This window comes from Kribbella jiaozuonensis (assembly GCF_005233875.1).
In the GTDB taxonomy this organism is placed as follows: domain Bacteria; phylum Actinomycetota; class Actinomycetes; order Propionibacteriales; family Kribbellaceae; genus Kribbella; species Kribbella jiaozuonensis.
Genome location: NZ_SZPZ01000005.1, coordinates 292,230 through 307,894, shown reverse-complemented (window position 1 = coordinate 307,894; position 15,665 = coordinate 292,230). Strand labels below are relative to the sequence as shown.

Sequence of the window (15,665 nt, the reverse complement as noted above, 5' to 3'; positions counted from 1 at the left end):
TCTGTCCGGTCGCCCAAGCCGGGACGAACCAGGGGCGGTGCCCGGCACAGACATCGTGCCGGACACCGCCCCTACGAGCTGGTGCGTCAGGCCTTGCCGAGGATCCGGTTCAGGTTCGTACCGCACTCGGGGCACTTGGCCTTCGCCATGCGCGTGCCCTTGTCGTTGACCTTGACCTCGCCGTCGGCGGTGCGCTTGGCCTTGCACTTGACGCAGTAGAACTCGCCGCTCCAGGTCTCTGCCATGAGGGCCCTCTCCTTGCTTGAATTCCAGCCCGGGGTCTCGCCCCGGGCAGTCGTTGGATGCTGAACGGCAGACCGTCCTGCCGTAGGCCGTGCGGCCCAGTCGGGATTCACCCTACGGCCTCCTGGCTCAGGCTCAAGCGCACCTCACGGTCCGCGCGCCGCCCGAATCCCCCGAGGAAAGCCCTTACCGAAACTTTCGCCGGCATAGAACAGGCTCCCGGTGATCCGCCTCCGGAGCAGCTCGGCTTCCCCTCCGAGCGGCCCCGGAGGCGGTCCGGGAGCCTGTTGCAGATGACGCTAAGAGGCGACGGCCGCGCAGGCAAGCCCGCGTTGTCCACCCCTGTGGATAACTCTGTGCGCAACCTGTGGGGCGCGCCGCGCGACGCTGTGGACGGGCGGGGGAACACGATGTGAACAACGTAGGTCGGAGGGTTCAAGATCTGGCGTCTGACCTGCGGAAACGCCGATGCACAGGATGTGGACCGAAGAAAGTTGTCGGATTCGGGGGGTACATTTTTGAGCCATGGCCGACTCCCCACCGCGCCCGATCCCGCCGTATGTGGATATCCGGCGCAGCAAGCGCCGCAAGCGCACGGTCAGCGCGTACCGGGACGGCGAGCGGGTGGTCGTGCTGATGCCCGACCGGCTGTCCGCCGTCGAGGAGGCGCGCTGGGTCGAGACCATGCTGGCGCGACTCGAGAAGCAGCGCAGCCGATCGCGCGTGTCGGACGAAAAATTGTTGGCCAGAGCACACGAACTCGCGTGTCGCCACCTCCCAGAAGTGCCCGAACCTGCATCTGTGAGGTGGGTTTCGAACCAAAACAGACGGTGGGGATCCTGCACTCCGGCGGACAGATCGATCCGTTTGTCCACCCGGTTGCAGTCGATGCCGGGCTGGGTCGTCGACTACGTGCTGGTCCACGAGCTGGCTCATCTGATCGAGCCGACCCACAACGCCACCTTCTGGGACCTGGTCCACCGCTACCCGAAGGCCGAGCGCGCCGAGGGGTATCTGGAGGGCGTCTCGGCCGCCTCGTCGCTCAACCTCGAGGACTTCTGACGTCCGATCGCCCCGGCTCGTACGGCGTACGGCAAAGGGTGGGGTAGGGCTAGCACCAGGGTCGACTGGGTGGCTTCCTCCATGGCCGCGACCTGCCCCGGCCGGTCAGGCTTTTGCCCGTAGCCAGCGTCACGCCAGGAGCGCTGGGTGGGGTGCCCGAGGGGGCGCAGAGGGGCAGGGAAACATGGCCAGGGGACAGATCACGGTACGGGCGGCACGCTGGAGTGCCACCCATCCGTGGCGGGCGATCGGGATGTGGGTTGTCGTCGTGGTCGCGTGTTTCGCGCTCGGCTCGATCACCGGTACCAAGGAGTCGAAGAACGAGGGCGACATCGGCGAGGTGACCCGGGCGGACAACATCGTCAAATCCGGCAACTTCGACGACCCGGACGTCGAGAGCGTGCTGATCACGGCACCGTCCGGACAGCTCGACCAGGCCGCGGCGAACAAGGCCGCCGGCGTCGTCATCCAGCGCATGCGCGCCCTCGGTGGGGTCGCGGAGGTCGCGCAGCCGATGCCGTCGCCGAACAAGGACGCGGTCATCGTGAGGGTCACCCTCAAGGACGGTGACGGTGACGACCGCGTTCAGCCGTTGCTCGACACGACCGCCCAGGTCCAGCAGCAGTACCCGAACCTCCGGGTCGAAGAGGTCGGTGGACTGTCGATCGACAAGGCGCTCAACGAGACGCTGGGCAAGGACTTCAAGCGGGCCGAGATGTTCAGCCTGCCGGTGACACTGGCGATCCTCTTGATCGCGTTCGGTGCGCTGATCGCCGCTTCGGTGCCGTTGCTGCTGGCGCTGTCCGCAGTAGCCGCAGCGATCGGCTTAGCGGCGGCGGCATCACAGCTCGTACCCGCGGTCGATGCGGTCAACAGCGTCATCCTGCTGATCGGTATGGCGGTCGGCGTCGACTACTCACTCTTCTACCTCCGCCGTGAACGCGAGGAGCGCGCCAAGGGCCGCGGTCATGTCGACGCGGTCGAGATCGCGGCGGCGACCTCCGGGCATGCGGTCGTCGTCTCGGGTACGGCGGTCATCATCTCGATGGCGGGCTTGTTCCTCGCTCGCGATGCGGTCTTCTCGTCCTTCGCGGTCGGCTCGATCCTCGTCGTCGCGGTTGCCGTCGTCGGTTCGCTGACCGTGCTGCCCGCCGTACTGGCGAAGCTCGGTCGGTGGGTCGATCGCCCGCGGATCCCGCTCGTTTGGCGGTTGACGGCGTCGAAGGGTCAGCCGCGGTTCTGGCCGACGGTGCTGAAGCCGGCGCTGAAGCACCCGATCGCCACGCTGCTCGTCGCTGTCACTGCGCTGCTCGCGGTTGCGTCGCCGGCGCTGGGGATGCAGCTGAAGTTCCCGGGCACCGAGGACCTGCCCCGGACGACGTCGGTGATGAAGGCGTACGACCGGCTGACGGCGGCGTTCCCGAGCACGGGTACGAGCCATGAGGTCGCCGTACGGGCGCCGGCCAACCAAGCACCGGCGGTCAAGGCTGCGCTGGCTGATCTGATGCAGCGCACCAAGGACGACAAGCTGTTCGCGTCGGACGGTCTCGAGGAGCCGCGTGTCTCCAAGGACGGCACGGTCACGACGCTCGAGGTCGCCACGCCGTACGAGGGCGGCAGCCAGCAGGCGCGGGACTCGCTGACCAAGCTGCGCAAGGAACTGATGCCGGAGACGGTCGGCAAGGTGCCGGGTGTCGAGTACGCCGTCGGTGGGTTCGTCGCCGCGGATGTCGACTATGCGGCGCACACCCGGGACAAGCTGCCGCTGGTGATCGGGTTCGTCCTGCTGCTGACGATGATCGTGATGATGGTGACGTTCCGCTCGGTGGTCGTCGCGGTCACCGCGATCGGACTCAACCTGCTGAGCGCGGGAGCGGCGTACGGCGTCGTCACCGCGGTCTTCCAGAACACCTGGGCCGAAGGGCTGCTGCACTTCCGGTCGAACGGCGCGGTCGTCAGCTGGCTGCCACTGTTCCTCTTCGTGGTGCTGTTCGGTCTGTCGATGGACTACCACGTGTTCGTCGTCAGCCGGATCCGCGAGGCGGTACTGCGGGGCGTCCCGACCAGGCAGGCCGTTGCCGAGGGCATCACCGGCTCGGCCGGCGTGGTGACCAGCGCGGCGGCGGTGATGATCGGCGTGTTCGCGGTCTTCGCGACGCTGAGCACGCTGGACATGAAGCAGCTCGGAGTCGGCCTCGCGGTCGCGATCCTGATCGACGCAACGATCATCCGCGCCGTAGTTCTCCCCAGCGTGATGATCCTGCTGGGCGACGCCAACTGGTGGGCCCCCAAGTGGCTCCGCCCCAAGCCCGCCAAGCACGCCTCCATCCCGCCCGCCCCGGAGGAAGACCGCGAACTCACCCCGGTCGGCTGACCCCAGCCCGGCGCCCCACCCGAAATCCATCCGGGTGGGGCGCCGTTGCGCTGTCAACAGGCCGTGTGGCTGGCGTGGCCGGAGAGCGCCTTGCCGATCAGGAGATCGGTGCCTTGACCCTCGAGGAACTTGCCGACGGTCCAGCGGGTGCAGGTCTGTCCGTCAGGGCCGTCGATCCCGTTCTGCCTGCTGACGAAGGAGACCTGGGCCAGGAGCCGGCCGTCCGTTGCGGTGCTGAGTCCGAGCAGCGTGATCTCCGAGTCCACGGTCGAGCGGAAGCCGTTCGTGAACTGTTTGCGAGTCTGCGTCGCCAGCGCGGCCGGAGTGAGGAGCACCTGGTAGCTGTCGTAGTCATGGTCGTTGATAGCGGTGAAGTACGACGTCAGCAGCCGGACGACATCGGCCGCCGCCGGTTCCTCCGCGGCCGCGGGATCAACGGCGATCAACTCGTTCCCCACCTCAGGAGTGGGAGTCGTCTCGATCGGCACAGGCTCGCTCGTCTCGTCCTCCGTTGCCGGCGGCACCCATGAGTCGCTCGGAGTCTCCTCCGCCGGTTTCGGACCCGACGTGATGTAGCCGTCGGGTGTGAGCCACTGGTTCTGCAGGACCTGATCAGAGGCGGCCGCCGTGGCTCGTCCGATCATCGCGTCGATGCCGAGGATCCCACCGGTCACGACCACCGCGAGAACCATGGTGAGGCCGACGAACCAGCTCGTCCCGTGTCCGGGCGGACCATCGGCCGACCGTGTTTCGTCGGTGTCCTTGAAAGCAGCCTCGCAGTGCGAGCAGACCTCGTCCCCCTCTGCTCGACGCGTGCCGCAGGATGTGCAGTAAGCAGGCATTGCAGTGTCCCCCCGGACAGTCAGAAGATCGCGGCAACCGCCTGCTGTACGACGGTCACCGCGCCGCCGATCGTGGCGATCGACTTGGCGCCGGACGCGATCAGTTCCAGCAGTCGCAGTACCGAGTTCTTGTCGGGCTCGTCCTTGGCCAGCTCGTGTTCGGCGAGCTCGGCCATGGCGATCGTGTCGTCGGGCCGCTCCAGCCGCTCGGACTGCGCGTGCAGCAGTTCGGGAGCTGGGACATCCCGGCGCGCGCGTCCGCGAGCGACCCGGCGGACACCGCGGAGACGTTCGTCGCGGTGGCGCCTTCGCCGGCAGCCATCGCACCGGCGGTGACGCTCCCACCGGAGACCCGGATTCCGTAGTTCTTCTCCATCAGTGCTCAGTTCCTTCCGGCTGCTTCGTTGACGCCCTGCTTGGCTGCGTTGGCGACTCTCATCAGTACGGAGCTCGCGCGGGCGCCGGTCCCGACCGCAAGGCTCTCGGCTTTCACGGTGCCGCCGTCGGCGACGTACACGCCGTGGTTCTCGATCGTGGTCCGGTGCTGGCTCAGCTCGGCGGTGTCGATCCCCTTGGACTCGAGGAAGCGGTTCAACGACTGGAGCAGCCGCCGTTCGATCACCTTGGTGTACAGGTCGTTGTCGAGCTGCTGGAAGTACCGCTGGTACCGGCTGTCGCTGGCCGTTTCCCGCGGGCTCCGAGCGGCGCCGTAGTTGAACCGGAGCGAGCTGAGGATCTCCCGCCGCTGCCTCGACCGCTGGAGCGCGGCCGTTACCGGGCTGAGCAGATGAGCCGCGATCGCGAACGGAGCACGCAGTACATGCCCCGGCGTACGCCGCAACGCCCGTCCGCCGATCCGGATCCCCTGCCGCAGCGTCGGCTGCGGCAGCAGCCTGTCCACCTCCTGGAACTCGTCGCGTACCGGTGCCAGCAGGCAGTGGCTGACCTCCATGAACAACTCCTGTGGCGTCACGACGAATCGCAGGAACGTCGACAGGACGAGCTGGCCGCGCCAGCCGCTCGACTGGATCGTCAGGTACGGACGCGCCTGGTCCTCGGGCTCCAGCGTCAGGCTGCGGACCAGCGAGCGATCGACAGCAGGCCTCGGTACGTCGAGCTGATCCGGCAGGAACCGGCGATCACCGCGGATATCGCGGCCGTCGACGAACACGCGGTCCGACATCGTCACCTTGCCGGTGCGCAGGTCGCGCAACTGCTCCTGGACGAAGTCGTGGATCTCCAACGCGCTGAACGACTCGGCGATCCGCCCCGCGGCCGCTTGGTGCGTGTCGAGCGCGAACGACCAGGAATTGAGAGTGATCCCGCAGCCGACGAACGGCGTGTAGCCGCTGTAGACGCTGACATTCCCCTGACCAGCCGCCGCGACCTGCTTCAGGCGTCGACCGAGTTTGCTGTTGCCCGGCGGCGACATCGCGTCCGGCTGGAACCGGCCCGGACGGAGATCGTGCGCGACCACGCCGTACGTCGCGACCAGGGTCTCGCCGACGACGACCACCCAGCACAGCGCGAGCGTCAGCAGCACCGCGACGTACCTCGAGCTGTACAAGCCCCACACAGCAGTGCAGACCAGCAGCGTGAGCAGGAGATCGCGGATCAGTTGGCGTTTGCGGGCCGCGACGGCGTGCAGCATGACCGGCACCAGGTCGACGTCCGGCGACGACGGTGGCGCAGTGAACTCCTCGTCCACGATGTCGCGGACGACTTCCTTGGCGAGCCGGCTGTCCAGTTGCACGGCCGCGCACAAATAGCGCGTGGCGTCCGACGGTGGTGAATCCCTGGACGGTCTCGCAGTTTCGTCGATCGCTGGAAGCCGCACTCCACACGTGCCGCAGTAGGTGGCGCCGGCCCGATTGCCCGCACCACAAGAACCACAGTTCTGCATTTGTATTTCCCCCCAACCGGACTGAACGGTACGACGATCGCCAGTTCTGGTCCAGCGGTTGGGCAAAGCCAAGGAAACTTGACGCAAGCGCTCATTGGAAACGCTGCCGGGTTCCGAACTTGGTGGCCGATAGCAACTAGTTTTCGGCGGATCCGCTCGTGTTTGCAGGATTCTGGCGGGCGCGGTGGGCGGCGGCTTTGACGCGGCTCTGGCATTGGGGGGAGCAGAAGCGGCGTTGGCCGTTCTTGGAGACGTCCACGAAGACGCGGTCGCACTGGGGGGCGGCGCAAACGCCGAGGCGGCCGGCCAGGTCGCTGCCGACGGCAAGGGCCAGGCCGGCTGCGCAGCCGGCTGCCCAGCCGTTGGCGAGTTGTTCGTCGGGGCCGTGGAAGTGGAGGCTCCAGGGGCGGTCACGGCCGCGGTCGAGTTGGGGGCGCGCATTCGTGTCGAGGAGGAGCTGGTTGATCTCCGTTGCGGCGGCGTCGAGGTCGTCGGCGGCGGCGCACTCGAAGACGATGCGCATGCGGCGAGCCAGTGCCACGAGGCGGCGAGCGTCGTCGACCGGGACCGACTTCGGTGGATAGCCGATCGCGGTCAGGGCGTCGGCGACCGCGGCTGTGACGGACTCGGGGTCGTCGGCGGGTGCGGCGTACGCGACACCACCGGAGTATCCGGGGGTCAGTCGGTTCACGTACTCGACCGACGCCGCCAGCACACTGCGGGCGTGACTATCAAAAGACACTTGACCGGTCATGGGTCCTCTCCGTAGGCTCTCGCGTGACCGATCATATCCGTTTAGACAGTCATGGAGCTGTGATGAGTGCTGTTGCCACGCTGACCGCGCCGTGGCGCGGGCTGTCCCGGACCGTCTGGATCCTGGTCGTCGCCCGCGCGGTGAACAAGCTCGGCGCGTTCACGCTCCCGTTCCTCGGGGTGGTGCTCACGGTCGAGTTCGGTGCGTCGCTCGGTCAGACCGGCCTGATCCTCGCGGTGTTCGGCGCCGCGACGATCCCGTCGCGACTGCTCGGCGGTCACCTGGCCGATCGCCTCGGTCGGCGCCGGACGATCGTCTTCGGGTTGACCGGGTGCGCGATCTCGCAGCTCTGGATCGCGTTGAGCCACACCTTGTGGTCGGCGGTGTTCGCGACGATCCTGCTCGGCCTGGCGTTCGAGATCTACGAGCCGCCCAGCCAGGCGATGATTGCCGACGTCACCGAGCCGGCCGATCGTCCGGCGGCGTACGGCCTCTACAGCGCAGCACTTGCCGCCGCGGGTGTGCTCGCCGGGCTGCTGGCTGCTGCGATCAGCCATGGCGACCTCCGCTGGCTGTTCGTCGCCGATGCGATCACCTGTCTGTCCTGCGCGGCACTCGTCGCGCTGGCCCTCCCGGCCGACGCGCGACTGGGACGAGAGGCGTCTGCGCCGGGCGCGACCTCAGGACCGTTGCAGCAGCAGCCGGTCGAGGTCGGCTCGCAGGTGTCGGTATGGCGCGATCGCCGCCTGCTCCTACTCCTTGCCGGTGGCACCGTCTTCGCAACGATCTACATGCAGATCATCATCGGACTGCCACTAACCCTCGTCGCACAAGGTCTCCCGAAGTCCGGCATCGGCATCATCCTCGCCATCTCCGCGATCACGCTGATCGCCGCGCAGCGCCTGCTCCGCGTCCAGAACCTCGACGACTCCCGATCAATCGCGATCGGCTACGTGCTGCTCGCCGCCGGGCTGGTCGTCTGCGCCGTCGCAGGAAACCTGGCGTTGTTCGTCATCGCCTCGATCCTCTGGAGCCTCGGCGACCTCTTCCTCCTGACCCGTTACCTCACACAGGCCTCCGGCCTAGCCCCCGACCAGGCCCGCGGCCGGTACCTGGCCGTCTTCGGCCTCAGCTGGGGCATCGCCACCACGATCGCCCCGCTCACCGTCACCCAACTCCTCGAGAACGTCGGCCCGACAGGCCTCTGGCTCACAAGCGCAGCGGTTGCCGTCGCACTCGCAGTACTCCAGCCGTGGTTCAGGAAGCGACTGGCTCCAGCCTGACCGTGAGGCCCTTCGCGACGGGCGTGTTGCTGCCCTTCGCGACGTCGTCGGCCGACATCAGCACGTTCGTCTCCGGGTAGTACGCCGCCACGCAACCGCGAGCCGTCGGGTACGACACCAAGCGGAAGTGCGATGCCCGCCGCTCGACACCACGGAACTCGCTGACGATGTCGACGTACGTGCCGTCCTTGAGGCCGAGCTCGGCCAGGTCGTCCGGGTTCACGAAGACGACCTCACGCGTTCCGTTGATGCCGCGATACCGATCTTCGAGGCCGTAGATCGTGGTGTTGAACTGGTCGTGACTGCGCATCGTCTGCAGCAACAGCCGGCCCGGCTCGGTCGGCAGCCAGGTCAGATCGTTCGCGGTGAACTGCGCCCGCGCGTCGGACGTCTTGAACTCGCGCTTGTCCCGCGCCGCATGCGCCAGCAGGAAGCCACCCTCGTTCGCCCGCAGGCGGTCCTCGAAGTCCTCGTACCCGTCGGCGACCCGCCCGATCCGCTGCCGGATCAGGCTGTAGTCGTCCGCGAAGTCGGCCCACGGAATCTGGCCCACGTCAGGTACGACGGCCCGCGCCAGCCCGCAGATGATGCCGATCTCCGACTTCATCTCCGGCCCGGGCGGAATCAAGTTGCCGGTCGAGAGGTGTACGGCGCCTTGTGAGTCCTCGACCGTGACCGACTGCGGACCCGCCGGGGTGTGGTCGTGGTCGGTCCGCCCGAGCGTCGGCAGGATCAGCGCCTCGCGCCCGGTGATCGTGTGCGACCGGTTGAGCTTCGTCGACACGTGCACGGTCAGGTCGCACTCACGCAGACCGCGATGCACGACCTCGGTGTCCGGCGTCGCGGAGGCGAAGTTCCCGCCCATCCCGACGAACACGCGTACGGCGCCATCCCGCAGCCGCTTCACAGTCTCCGCCGCGTCGATGCCGTGCTCCCGCGGCGAGGTGAACGAGAACTCGGAGTCCAGCTTGTCGAGGAACGTCTCCGGCATCTTCTCCCAGATGCCCATGCTGCGGTCGCCCTGCACATTCGAGTGACCGCGAACCGGGCACGGGCCGGCGCCCGGCTTGCCGATGTTTCCCTGCAGGAGAAGGACGTTGACGATCTCGCTGATCGTCGCGACGGCCTCGCGATGCTGCGTCAGACCCATCGCCCAGCAGATCACCGTCGCCTTGGACTTGATGAACCGCTGGGTGAGCTCCTCGATCTCGGCCCGCCGCAGCCCGGTCGCCTGCTCGACCGCCGGCCAGTCGACCTCGGTGTTGTGCTTGGCATAGAGGTCGAACCCGCTGGTGTGCGAGTCGATGAACGACTTGTCCAGCACGGTGCCCGGGTGGGTTGCCTCGGCAGCGAGCAGAAGGTGGCCGATGGCAAGGAACAGCGCCTGGTCGCCGCCGATCCGGATCTGCAGGTACTGGTCGGCCAGCTTCGTGCCCTTGCCGATCCAGCCGCGCGCTGCCTGCGGGTTCTTGAAGTTGATCAGGCCGGGCTCGGGCAGTGGGTTCACCGCGACGATGTCGCCGCCGTTGCGCTTGGCGATCTCGAGGTGGCTGAGCATCCGGGGCGCGTTGGTGCCCGGGTTCTGCCCGACGACGACGATCAGTTCGGCCTCTTCGAGCATCTCCAGCGTGACGGCGCCCTTACCGCTGCCGATCACCCGCGACAGCGCCGTACCGGAAGACTCGTGGCACATGTTCGAGCAGTCGGGCAGGTTGTTGGTGCCGTAGGCGCGGACGAACAGCTGGTAGAGGAAGGCGGCCTCGTTGCTGGTCCGGCCGGAGGTGTAGAAGACAGCATCGTTGGGGTCGACCAGCGCTTTGAGGTGCCGCGCGACGACCTGGAACGCCTCGTCCCAGCCGACCGGCTCGTAGTTGGTCGCACCGGCCCGGAGCAGCATCGGCTCGGTGATCCGGCCGAGCTTGCCGAGGTCGAACTCGGAGATCTCGTTCATCGCCTCGACCGGGTGCTCGGCGAAGAACTCCCGCGGCACCCGCTTGCGGGTCGCCTCCCAGGCCACCGCCTTGGCGCCGTTCTCGCAGAACTCGGCCGCGTGCTTGCGTTTGTGGTCGGGGTCCGGCCAGGCGCAGGACGGGCAGTCGAAGCCGCCGTCCTGGTTCATCTTCAGAAAGACCTTGCCGGTCCGCGCGGGACCCATCTCCCGGAAACCGAACTTGAACGACGAGAGCACCGCGGGCACACCGGCGGCCTTCTTCTTCGGATGTTCGATATCGACCATGTTTCAACAATAGATCGCGCTATCGACACCTGCAGGTTTGATAGGCACGGCTGTGGATAAGTGGCGTGTCGCCCCACATCATCCGCCCGGGTTGTGTGCCCCGATCCCATAGTGCGCCGCGGCATCGATTTCTACAGTCGTCGGCCATGGAGACCCGTCGAGCCCTCGTCACCGGTGCCGCGTCAGGTATCGGCGCCGCCTGCGCCCAACGCCTGGCCGCGGACGGCGTCCACGTGATCGCCGTGGACCTGGACCAGGCCGGACTCGACGCGCTGGACGGCGTCGAGGCGATCAGCGCCGACCTGTCGGACCTGGAGCGACTGTCCGAGCTGCCGACCGATATCGACATCCTGGTCAACAACGCCGGCGTACAGCAGGTCGCACCGGTCGAGCAGTTCCCGCCGGAGCGGTTCAGCTACATCGTCCGGCTCATGCTCGAGGCGCCGTTCCGCCTGATCCGGCAGACGCTCCCACACATGTACGGCGCCGGCTGGGGTCGCGTGGTGAACATCAGCTCGGTCCACGGGCTCCGGGCCAGTCCGTTCAAGGCGGCGTACGTCGCGGCGAAGCACGGGCTGGAGGGTCTCAGCAAGGTCGTCGCACTGGAAGGCGCGGCGCACGGGGTGACCAGCAACTGCGTCAACCCGGCCTACGTCCGTACGCCGCTGGTCACCGCACAGCTGGCGGACCAGGCTGCGACGCACGGCCTGTCCGAGTCAGAGGTGCTCGACAAGGTCCTGCTCGAACCGGTCGCGGTGAAGCGGCTGATCGAACCGGCCGAAGTGGCGGAGCTGGTGGCCATGCTGTGCGGCCCGGCCTCCGCCTCCATCACGGGGAGCTCGTTCGTACTCGACGGCGGCTGGACCGCCCACTAACTCAGGAGAGAGCCCGCCCATGACAGCAACAGAACCGGTCCGCACCCGTACGTCGATCGTCCGGGTGGTGGGCGCGAGTCTCGTCGGTACGACGGTCGAGTGGTACGACTTCTTCCTGTACGGCGTCGCCGCATCGGTGGTGTTCGGCGATCTGTTCTTCCCGAAGGGCGAGGAGCTCAGCGGGACGTTGCTGAGCTTCGCGACGTTCGCAGTCGGCTTCTTCGCGCGGCCGATCGGCGGCGTGGTGTTCGGGCACTTCGGTGACCGGCTGGGACGCAAGCAGCTGCTCGTGCTGTCGCTGCTGATGATGGGGCTCGCTACCTTCGCCATCGGCCTGCTCCCGACGTACGCGCAGGTCGGCTCGCTCGCACCGATCCTGCTGACGGTACTGCGGCTCATCCAGGGTTTCGCGCTCGGCGGCGAGTGGGGTGGCGCCGTACTGATCGTGTCCGAGCACGGTGATCCGGCTAGGCGTGGCTTCTGGGCGTCATGGCCGCAGGCTGGTGCGCCCGCAGGTCAGCTGATCGCGAACGGCGTGCTGGCAGGGCTCGCTGCGTTCCAGTCGGACGCTGACTTCAACGCATGGGGCTGGCGCATTCCGTTCCTGCTGTCCGCAGTACTCGTGCTGGTCGGGCTGTGGGTGCGGCTGCGGATCGAGGAGTCGCCCGTGTTCCAGGAGGCGCGGGCGAAGCAGGAGCCTGCCGACAAGCTGCCGTTGCTGGAGGTGCTCACGCGGTACCCACGTGAGGTGCTGACCGCGATGGGTGCACGGATGGCGGAGAACGTTAGCTACTACATCTTCACGATCGTCATCGCGACGTACGCCAAGGAACACCTCGGCATGGGCAAGTCCTTCGCTCTGAACGCCGTACTGATCGGCGCTGCCATCCACTTCTTCGCCATCCCGGCGTGGGGTGCGCTGTCGGACCGCGTCGGTCGCAGGCCGGTCTGTCTGATCGGTGCGATAGGCGTTGGCATCTGGGTGTTCGTCTTCATTGCGCTGATCGACACTCGCAACTTCGCGCTGGCGACTCTGGCCGTGACTGTAGGTCTGATCTTCCACGGTGCGATGTACGGACCGCAGGCGTCCTTCTTCACCGAGCTGTTCGGCACCCGGGTGCGGTACTCCGGTGTCTCGGTCGGCTACCAGCTCGCCTCGATCATTGCGGGCGGTCTGGCCCCGTTCATCGCGGTAGCGCTGCTGAAGGCGTACGACTCGGGCTATGCGATCGCTGTGTACGTCGCAGCCTGCGCAGTGATCTCAGTGATTGCGGTGACGTCGTACTCCGAAACGCATCGCCGGGATCTCACTACTCTGTAGAACCATGGAGGAGCTTCTGCGGCTGCTGGCCGAGGATGCGCCCGGGAGCGAGCTGGCCCGGGCAGCGGGCGAGGACGCGGTGGCACGCGACCTCGCCCTGCGCATCCGGGCCGGCATGGACGCCAGCAAGAAGCGAGAGGCGGAGCTGTCCGCACTGGTCGACGTAGCGCGGGAACTGGCATCGGCGCGCGATCCAGGCGGAGTACTCGACACCATCGTCCACCGCGCCCGCACCCTGATCGGCACGGACGTCGCGTACCTGACGCTGTACGACGAGACACGTGGTGACACGTACATGCGGGCCACCGACGGCTCCGTGTCGGCAGCTTTCCAGCAACTGCGACTGCCCCTGGGCGCTGGACTCGGCGGTCTGGTCGCGGAGACGTACAAGCCGTACTGGACCGCGGACTACCCGTCCGACCGACGCTTCCGCCACACGATGCCGATCGACGATGCAGTGGGCGAGGAGGGGCTCGTGGCGATCTGCGGTACGCCGCTGATCGTCGACGGAGCCTTTGTCGGTGTGCTGTTCGCGTCCAACCGGACAGCGCGGCCGTTCAGTCGCGACGAGGTGTCGCTGCTCGGCTCGCTCGCCACTCTGGCCGCGGTGACGATCGTCCAGGTGCGTGCGGCGGCCGAGACAGCTGCTGCGCTTGACCAGCTGTCGGCAGCGCACGCCGGTGTGGAACACGCTGCAGCCGCACATGACCGCTTCGCCGACATCGTGTTGTCCGGCGGCGATGTGGACGCCATCGCGGCCGCACTGGCTGAGTTGCTCGACGTGTGGGTTGTCCTGGTCGATGCTGCTGGCAACGAACTTGCCGTTGCCGGCGCAGTGCCTGGATCTGTGCCCTGGCAGGAGTCCGAATCCGGTCGCCTGACTCGCATTGGTGACTGCTGGGTCGTCGCAGCGACCGCTAATGGTGAGAGGCTCGGTGCGCTCGTGATCGGCGGCGCAGACGACCTGTCCGGCGCGGACCGGCGCATCGTGGAACGCGCTGCCGTTGTCACTGCACTGGTGTTGCTGTTCCGACGCCAGTCCGCTGAGCAATCCCAACGTGCACAGGCCGATCTGCTCGCCGACGTACTCAGTGGGAGCGCCGATCCACGCACACTGACCGATCGGCTCCGGCTGCTCGCGCCGAACCATCGCCACGACCGCCTTGTCGTAGCAGTGTGCCGCGGCGACCACTCCGCCGTACGCGCACGGTTGTCTGCACCGCTGGAGGACAGGCTGGTGCTGACGGGTCCGTACGGCGGCGACCTGGTGCTGCTGTTCGCTCGTACGACGCCAACCGGCGCGGCACGCGATCTGGCCGAGGTGGCGAAGCGGGCCGGTGTGACGATCTCTGTAACCGGTCCTGCGGCGTGGGGTGAGCCTCTGGTCGAAGTCCACCGCCAGGCTGCCCGGTTGGTCGCCACCATGCTCCGGTTGGGCCGCACCAGCGAGTCCGCGACACCCGACGGCCTGGGTGTTGCTGGATTGGTTGGCGCGTCCGATGTCGACGTACGGAGTCACGTGCATCATGTGCTCGGCAAGGTCATCGACTACGACACGCAGCGCGGTACGGACCTGATCGGCACCCTTCACGCGTACTTCGCCGCGGGTCAGAGTCCGACCCGCGCTGCGACGTCACTGCACATCCATCCGAACACTGTCCAGCAACGGTTGGACCGCGTCACCGCTCTGCTCGGCGACGGCTGGCAGTCCCCGGATCGCTCGCTCGACCTCCAGGTGGCGCTGCGCCTCCACTCAGCCCTGGGGTAGCAGCACGACTCGACCCCGGACTCCTCCTGCAGCGACACGCTTGTAGGCAACCGCCGCCTCCTCGAGCCGATAGGTGTCGGCGACACGGGTCGAGAGGACCCCGGCCTCGACCAGGCGGACGAGTTCCTGCAGATCCTGTGGGTTGGTGTGGATGAATTGCTGTTCCACGGTGATGCCGCGTAGGTGCGGTGGTCGGGGGCCTGGTTGCACGTGCACATGCCGGCCGCCGTTGCGCACGGCCTCCTGCGCGCCGATTCCGACCACGGCGGCGTCCACCACCCCATCCACGCCGGACGGCACGATCCGTCGTACCGCTGCTGCCAGGTCATCGTTCCGATCGACGAAGTGGTCCGCGCCAAGTCGCCGTACCAGCTCTTCGTCGCGTGCTCCGGCGCTGGCGATCACTGTCAGACCGCGGTGTTTCGCCAGCTCAACGGTGTACCCGCCGACGCCTCCGGCGGCCCCGGTCACGAGCACCGTCTGGCCCTCCAGCCGCCTGACTGCTTGCAGCGCGGTCAGACCGTTGAGCCCGAACGTCGCTGCGTTGACCAGCTCCAGACCCTCCGGTGCGGCTACGACAGCATCCAGGTCCAGCACGACGTACTCGGCGTGCGTCTTGAGACTCCGTCCCAGCAAGTCCGCCACTCCGACCACAGCGTCCGCCGGTGCCTGGGTATTAGGCCCGACCGCGTCCACGGTCCCGGCGACATCCCATCCGAGACCGAACTGCTCCCGGACGGCAGTCAGTCCGACCTCCACGGCTGCTCCCGCGCTGACGGCCAGGTCGACCGGATTCACCGCCGCGGCGGCCACCTTGATCCGGACCTGGCCCTCGGCGGGCTCGGGTACGGCGGTCTCGATCAGCTCGATCGCGTCCGGCCCGTCGAGCCTGCGGGCGACCAATGCGCGCATATCGTCTCTCTCCTTGTTTCTCGGGTGTGGACACCACTGTGGGAGAGTTACTCTCTATCGGGAAGTACGCACTTCAGGGTGCCTATCGCACG

General features: G+C 67.4%; 14 protein-coding genes. 7 read left to right on the top strand and 7 right to left on the bottom strand.

Annotated features, from left to right (window positions below):
- Positions 1 to 86: 86 nt before the first annotated feature.
- A complete protein-coding gene (locus tag FDA38_RS42445; protein WP_012922897.1) occupies positions 87 to 245 on the bottom strand; it encodes a DUF5679 domain-containing protein in 159 nt (52 codons plus the stop codon).
- A 523-nt stretch (positions 246 to 768) separates the two neighbouring features.
- Here FDA38_RS42445 and FDA38_RS33490 point away from each other — a divergent pair.
- Positions 769 to 1,305 carry a M48 family metallopeptidase gene (locus tag FDA38_RS33490; RefSeq protein ID WP_137258184.1) on the top strand — a complete coding sequence of 179 codons (537 nt, stop codon included), beginning with the start codon at positions 769 to 771 and terminating at the stop codon, positions 1,303 to 1,305.
- A gap of 184 nt (positions 1,306 to 1,489) precedes the next feature.
- Positions 1,490 to 3,679 (top strand): MMPL family transporter, encoded by a 2,190-nt coding sequence (locus FDA38_RS33485; protein ID WP_137258183.1) that lies wholly within the window; start codon positions 1,490 to 1,492, stop codon positions 3,677 to 3,679.
- A 53-nt stretch (positions 3,680 to 3,732) separates the two neighbouring features.
- Here FDA38_RS33485 and FDA38_RS33480 read toward each other — a convergent pair whose 3' ends face one another.
- On the bottom strand, positions 3,733 to 4,521 hold the full coding sequence (locus FDA38_RS33480; RefSeq protein ID WP_137258182.1) for a hypothetical protein: 789 nt from the start codon (positions 4,519 to 4,521) through the stop codon (positions 3,733 to 3,735).
- 20 nt (positions 4,522 to 4,541) lie between these two features.
- Entirely contained in the window at positions 4,542 to 4,697 is a 156-nt protein-coding gene (locus FDA38_RS42440) for a hypothetical protein (RefSeq protein WP_170989960.1), read from the bottom strand.
- A 42-nt stretch (positions 4,698 to 4,739) separates the two neighbouring features.
- Here FDA38_RS42440 and FDA38_RS42435 point away from each other — a divergent pair, with 42 nt between their 5' ends.
- On the top strand, positions 4,740 to 4,886 hold the full coding sequence (locus tag FDA38_RS42435) for a hypothetical protein (protein ID WP_170989959.1): 147 nt from the start codon (positions 4,740 to 4,742) through the stop codon (positions 4,884 to 4,886).
- A 17-nt stretch (positions 4,887 to 4,903) separates the two neighbouring features.
- On the opposite strand, the gene FDA38_RS33475 is transcribed toward FDA38_RS42435, so the two are convergent.
- Together FDA38_RS33475 and FDA38_RS33470 are read right to left on the bottom strand one after the other, a co-directional pair.
- Complete coding sequence (locus FDA38_RS33475; protein WP_137258181.1) at positions 4,904 to 6,274, bottom strand: hypothetical protein; 1,371 nt, start codon at positions 6,272 to 6,274, stop codon at positions 4,904 to 4,906.
- Positions 6,275 to 6,560: 286 nt separating this feature from the next.
- Positions 6,561 to 7,178 (bottom strand): CGNR zinc finger domain-containing protein, encoded by a 618-nt coding sequence (locus FDA38_RS33470; RefSeq protein ID WP_137258180.1) that lies wholly within the window; start codon positions 7,176 to 7,178, stop codon positions 6,561 to 6,563.
- 62 nt (positions 7,179 to 7,240) lie between these two features.
- On the opposite strand from FDA38_RS33470, the gene FDA38_RS33465 reads away from it, so the two are divergent.
- The gene (locus tag FDA38_RS33465; protein WP_137258179.1) at positions 7,241 to 8,461 is read left to right on the top strand and encodes an MFS transporter; all 1,221 of its coding nucleotides are present in this window, start codon (positions 7,241 to 7,243) and stop codon (positions 8,459 to 8,461) included.
- On the opposite strand, the gene FDA38_RS33460 is transcribed toward FDA38_RS33465, so the two are convergent.
- Positions 8,436 to 10,697, bottom strand: coding sequence for an FdhF/YdeP family oxidoreductase (locus FDA38_RS33460; protein WP_137258178.1), 2,262 nt, complete (start codon positions 10,695 to 10,697; stop codon positions 8,436 to 8,438). The genes FDA38_RS33465 and FDA38_RS33460 overlap by 26 nt on opposite strands.
- A 146-nt stretch (positions 10,698 to 10,843) precedes the next feature.
- Here FDA38_RS33460 and FDA38_RS33455 point away from each other — a divergent pair, with 146 nt between their 5' ends.
- Genes FDA38_RS33455 through FDA38_RS33445 form a run of 3 tightly spaced genes read left to right on the top strand, consistent with a single transcriptional unit; the run spans position 10,844 to position 14,661 of the window.
- Positions 10,844 to 11,572: a 3-hydroxybutyrate dehydrogenase gene (locus FDA38_RS33455; RefSeq protein ID WP_137258177.1), complete on the top strand. Its 729-nt coding sequence runs from the start codon at positions 10,844 to 10,846 to the stop codon at positions 11,570 to 11,572.
- Positions 11,573 to 11,591: 19 nt separating this feature from the next.
- Positions 11,592 to 12,893, top strand: coding sequence for an MFS transporter (locus FDA38_RS33450; RefSeq protein ID WP_137258176.1), 1,302 nt, complete (start codon positions 11,592 to 11,594; stop codon positions 12,891 to 12,893).
- A 4-nt stretch (positions 12,894 to 12,897) separates the two neighbouring features.
- The gene (locus FDA38_RS33445) at positions 12,898 to 14,661 is read left to right on the top strand and encodes a helix-turn-helix domain-containing protein (RefSeq protein ID WP_137258175.1); all 1,764 of its coding nucleotides are present in this window, start codon (positions 12,898 to 12,900) and stop codon (positions 14,659 to 14,661) included.
- Here FDA38_RS33445 and FDA38_RS33440 read toward each other — a convergent pair.
- Positions 14,647 to 15,573 carry an NADP-dependent oxidoreductase gene (locus tag FDA38_RS33440; protein WP_137258174.1) on the bottom strand — a complete coding sequence of 309 codons (927 nt, stop codon included), beginning with the start codon at positions 15,571 to 15,573 and terminating at the stop codon, positions 14,647 to 14,649. The two genes, FDA38_RS33445 and FDA38_RS33440, sit on opposite strands and share 15 nt — an antisense overlap.
- Positions 15,574 to 15,665 lie beyond the last annotated feature (92 nt).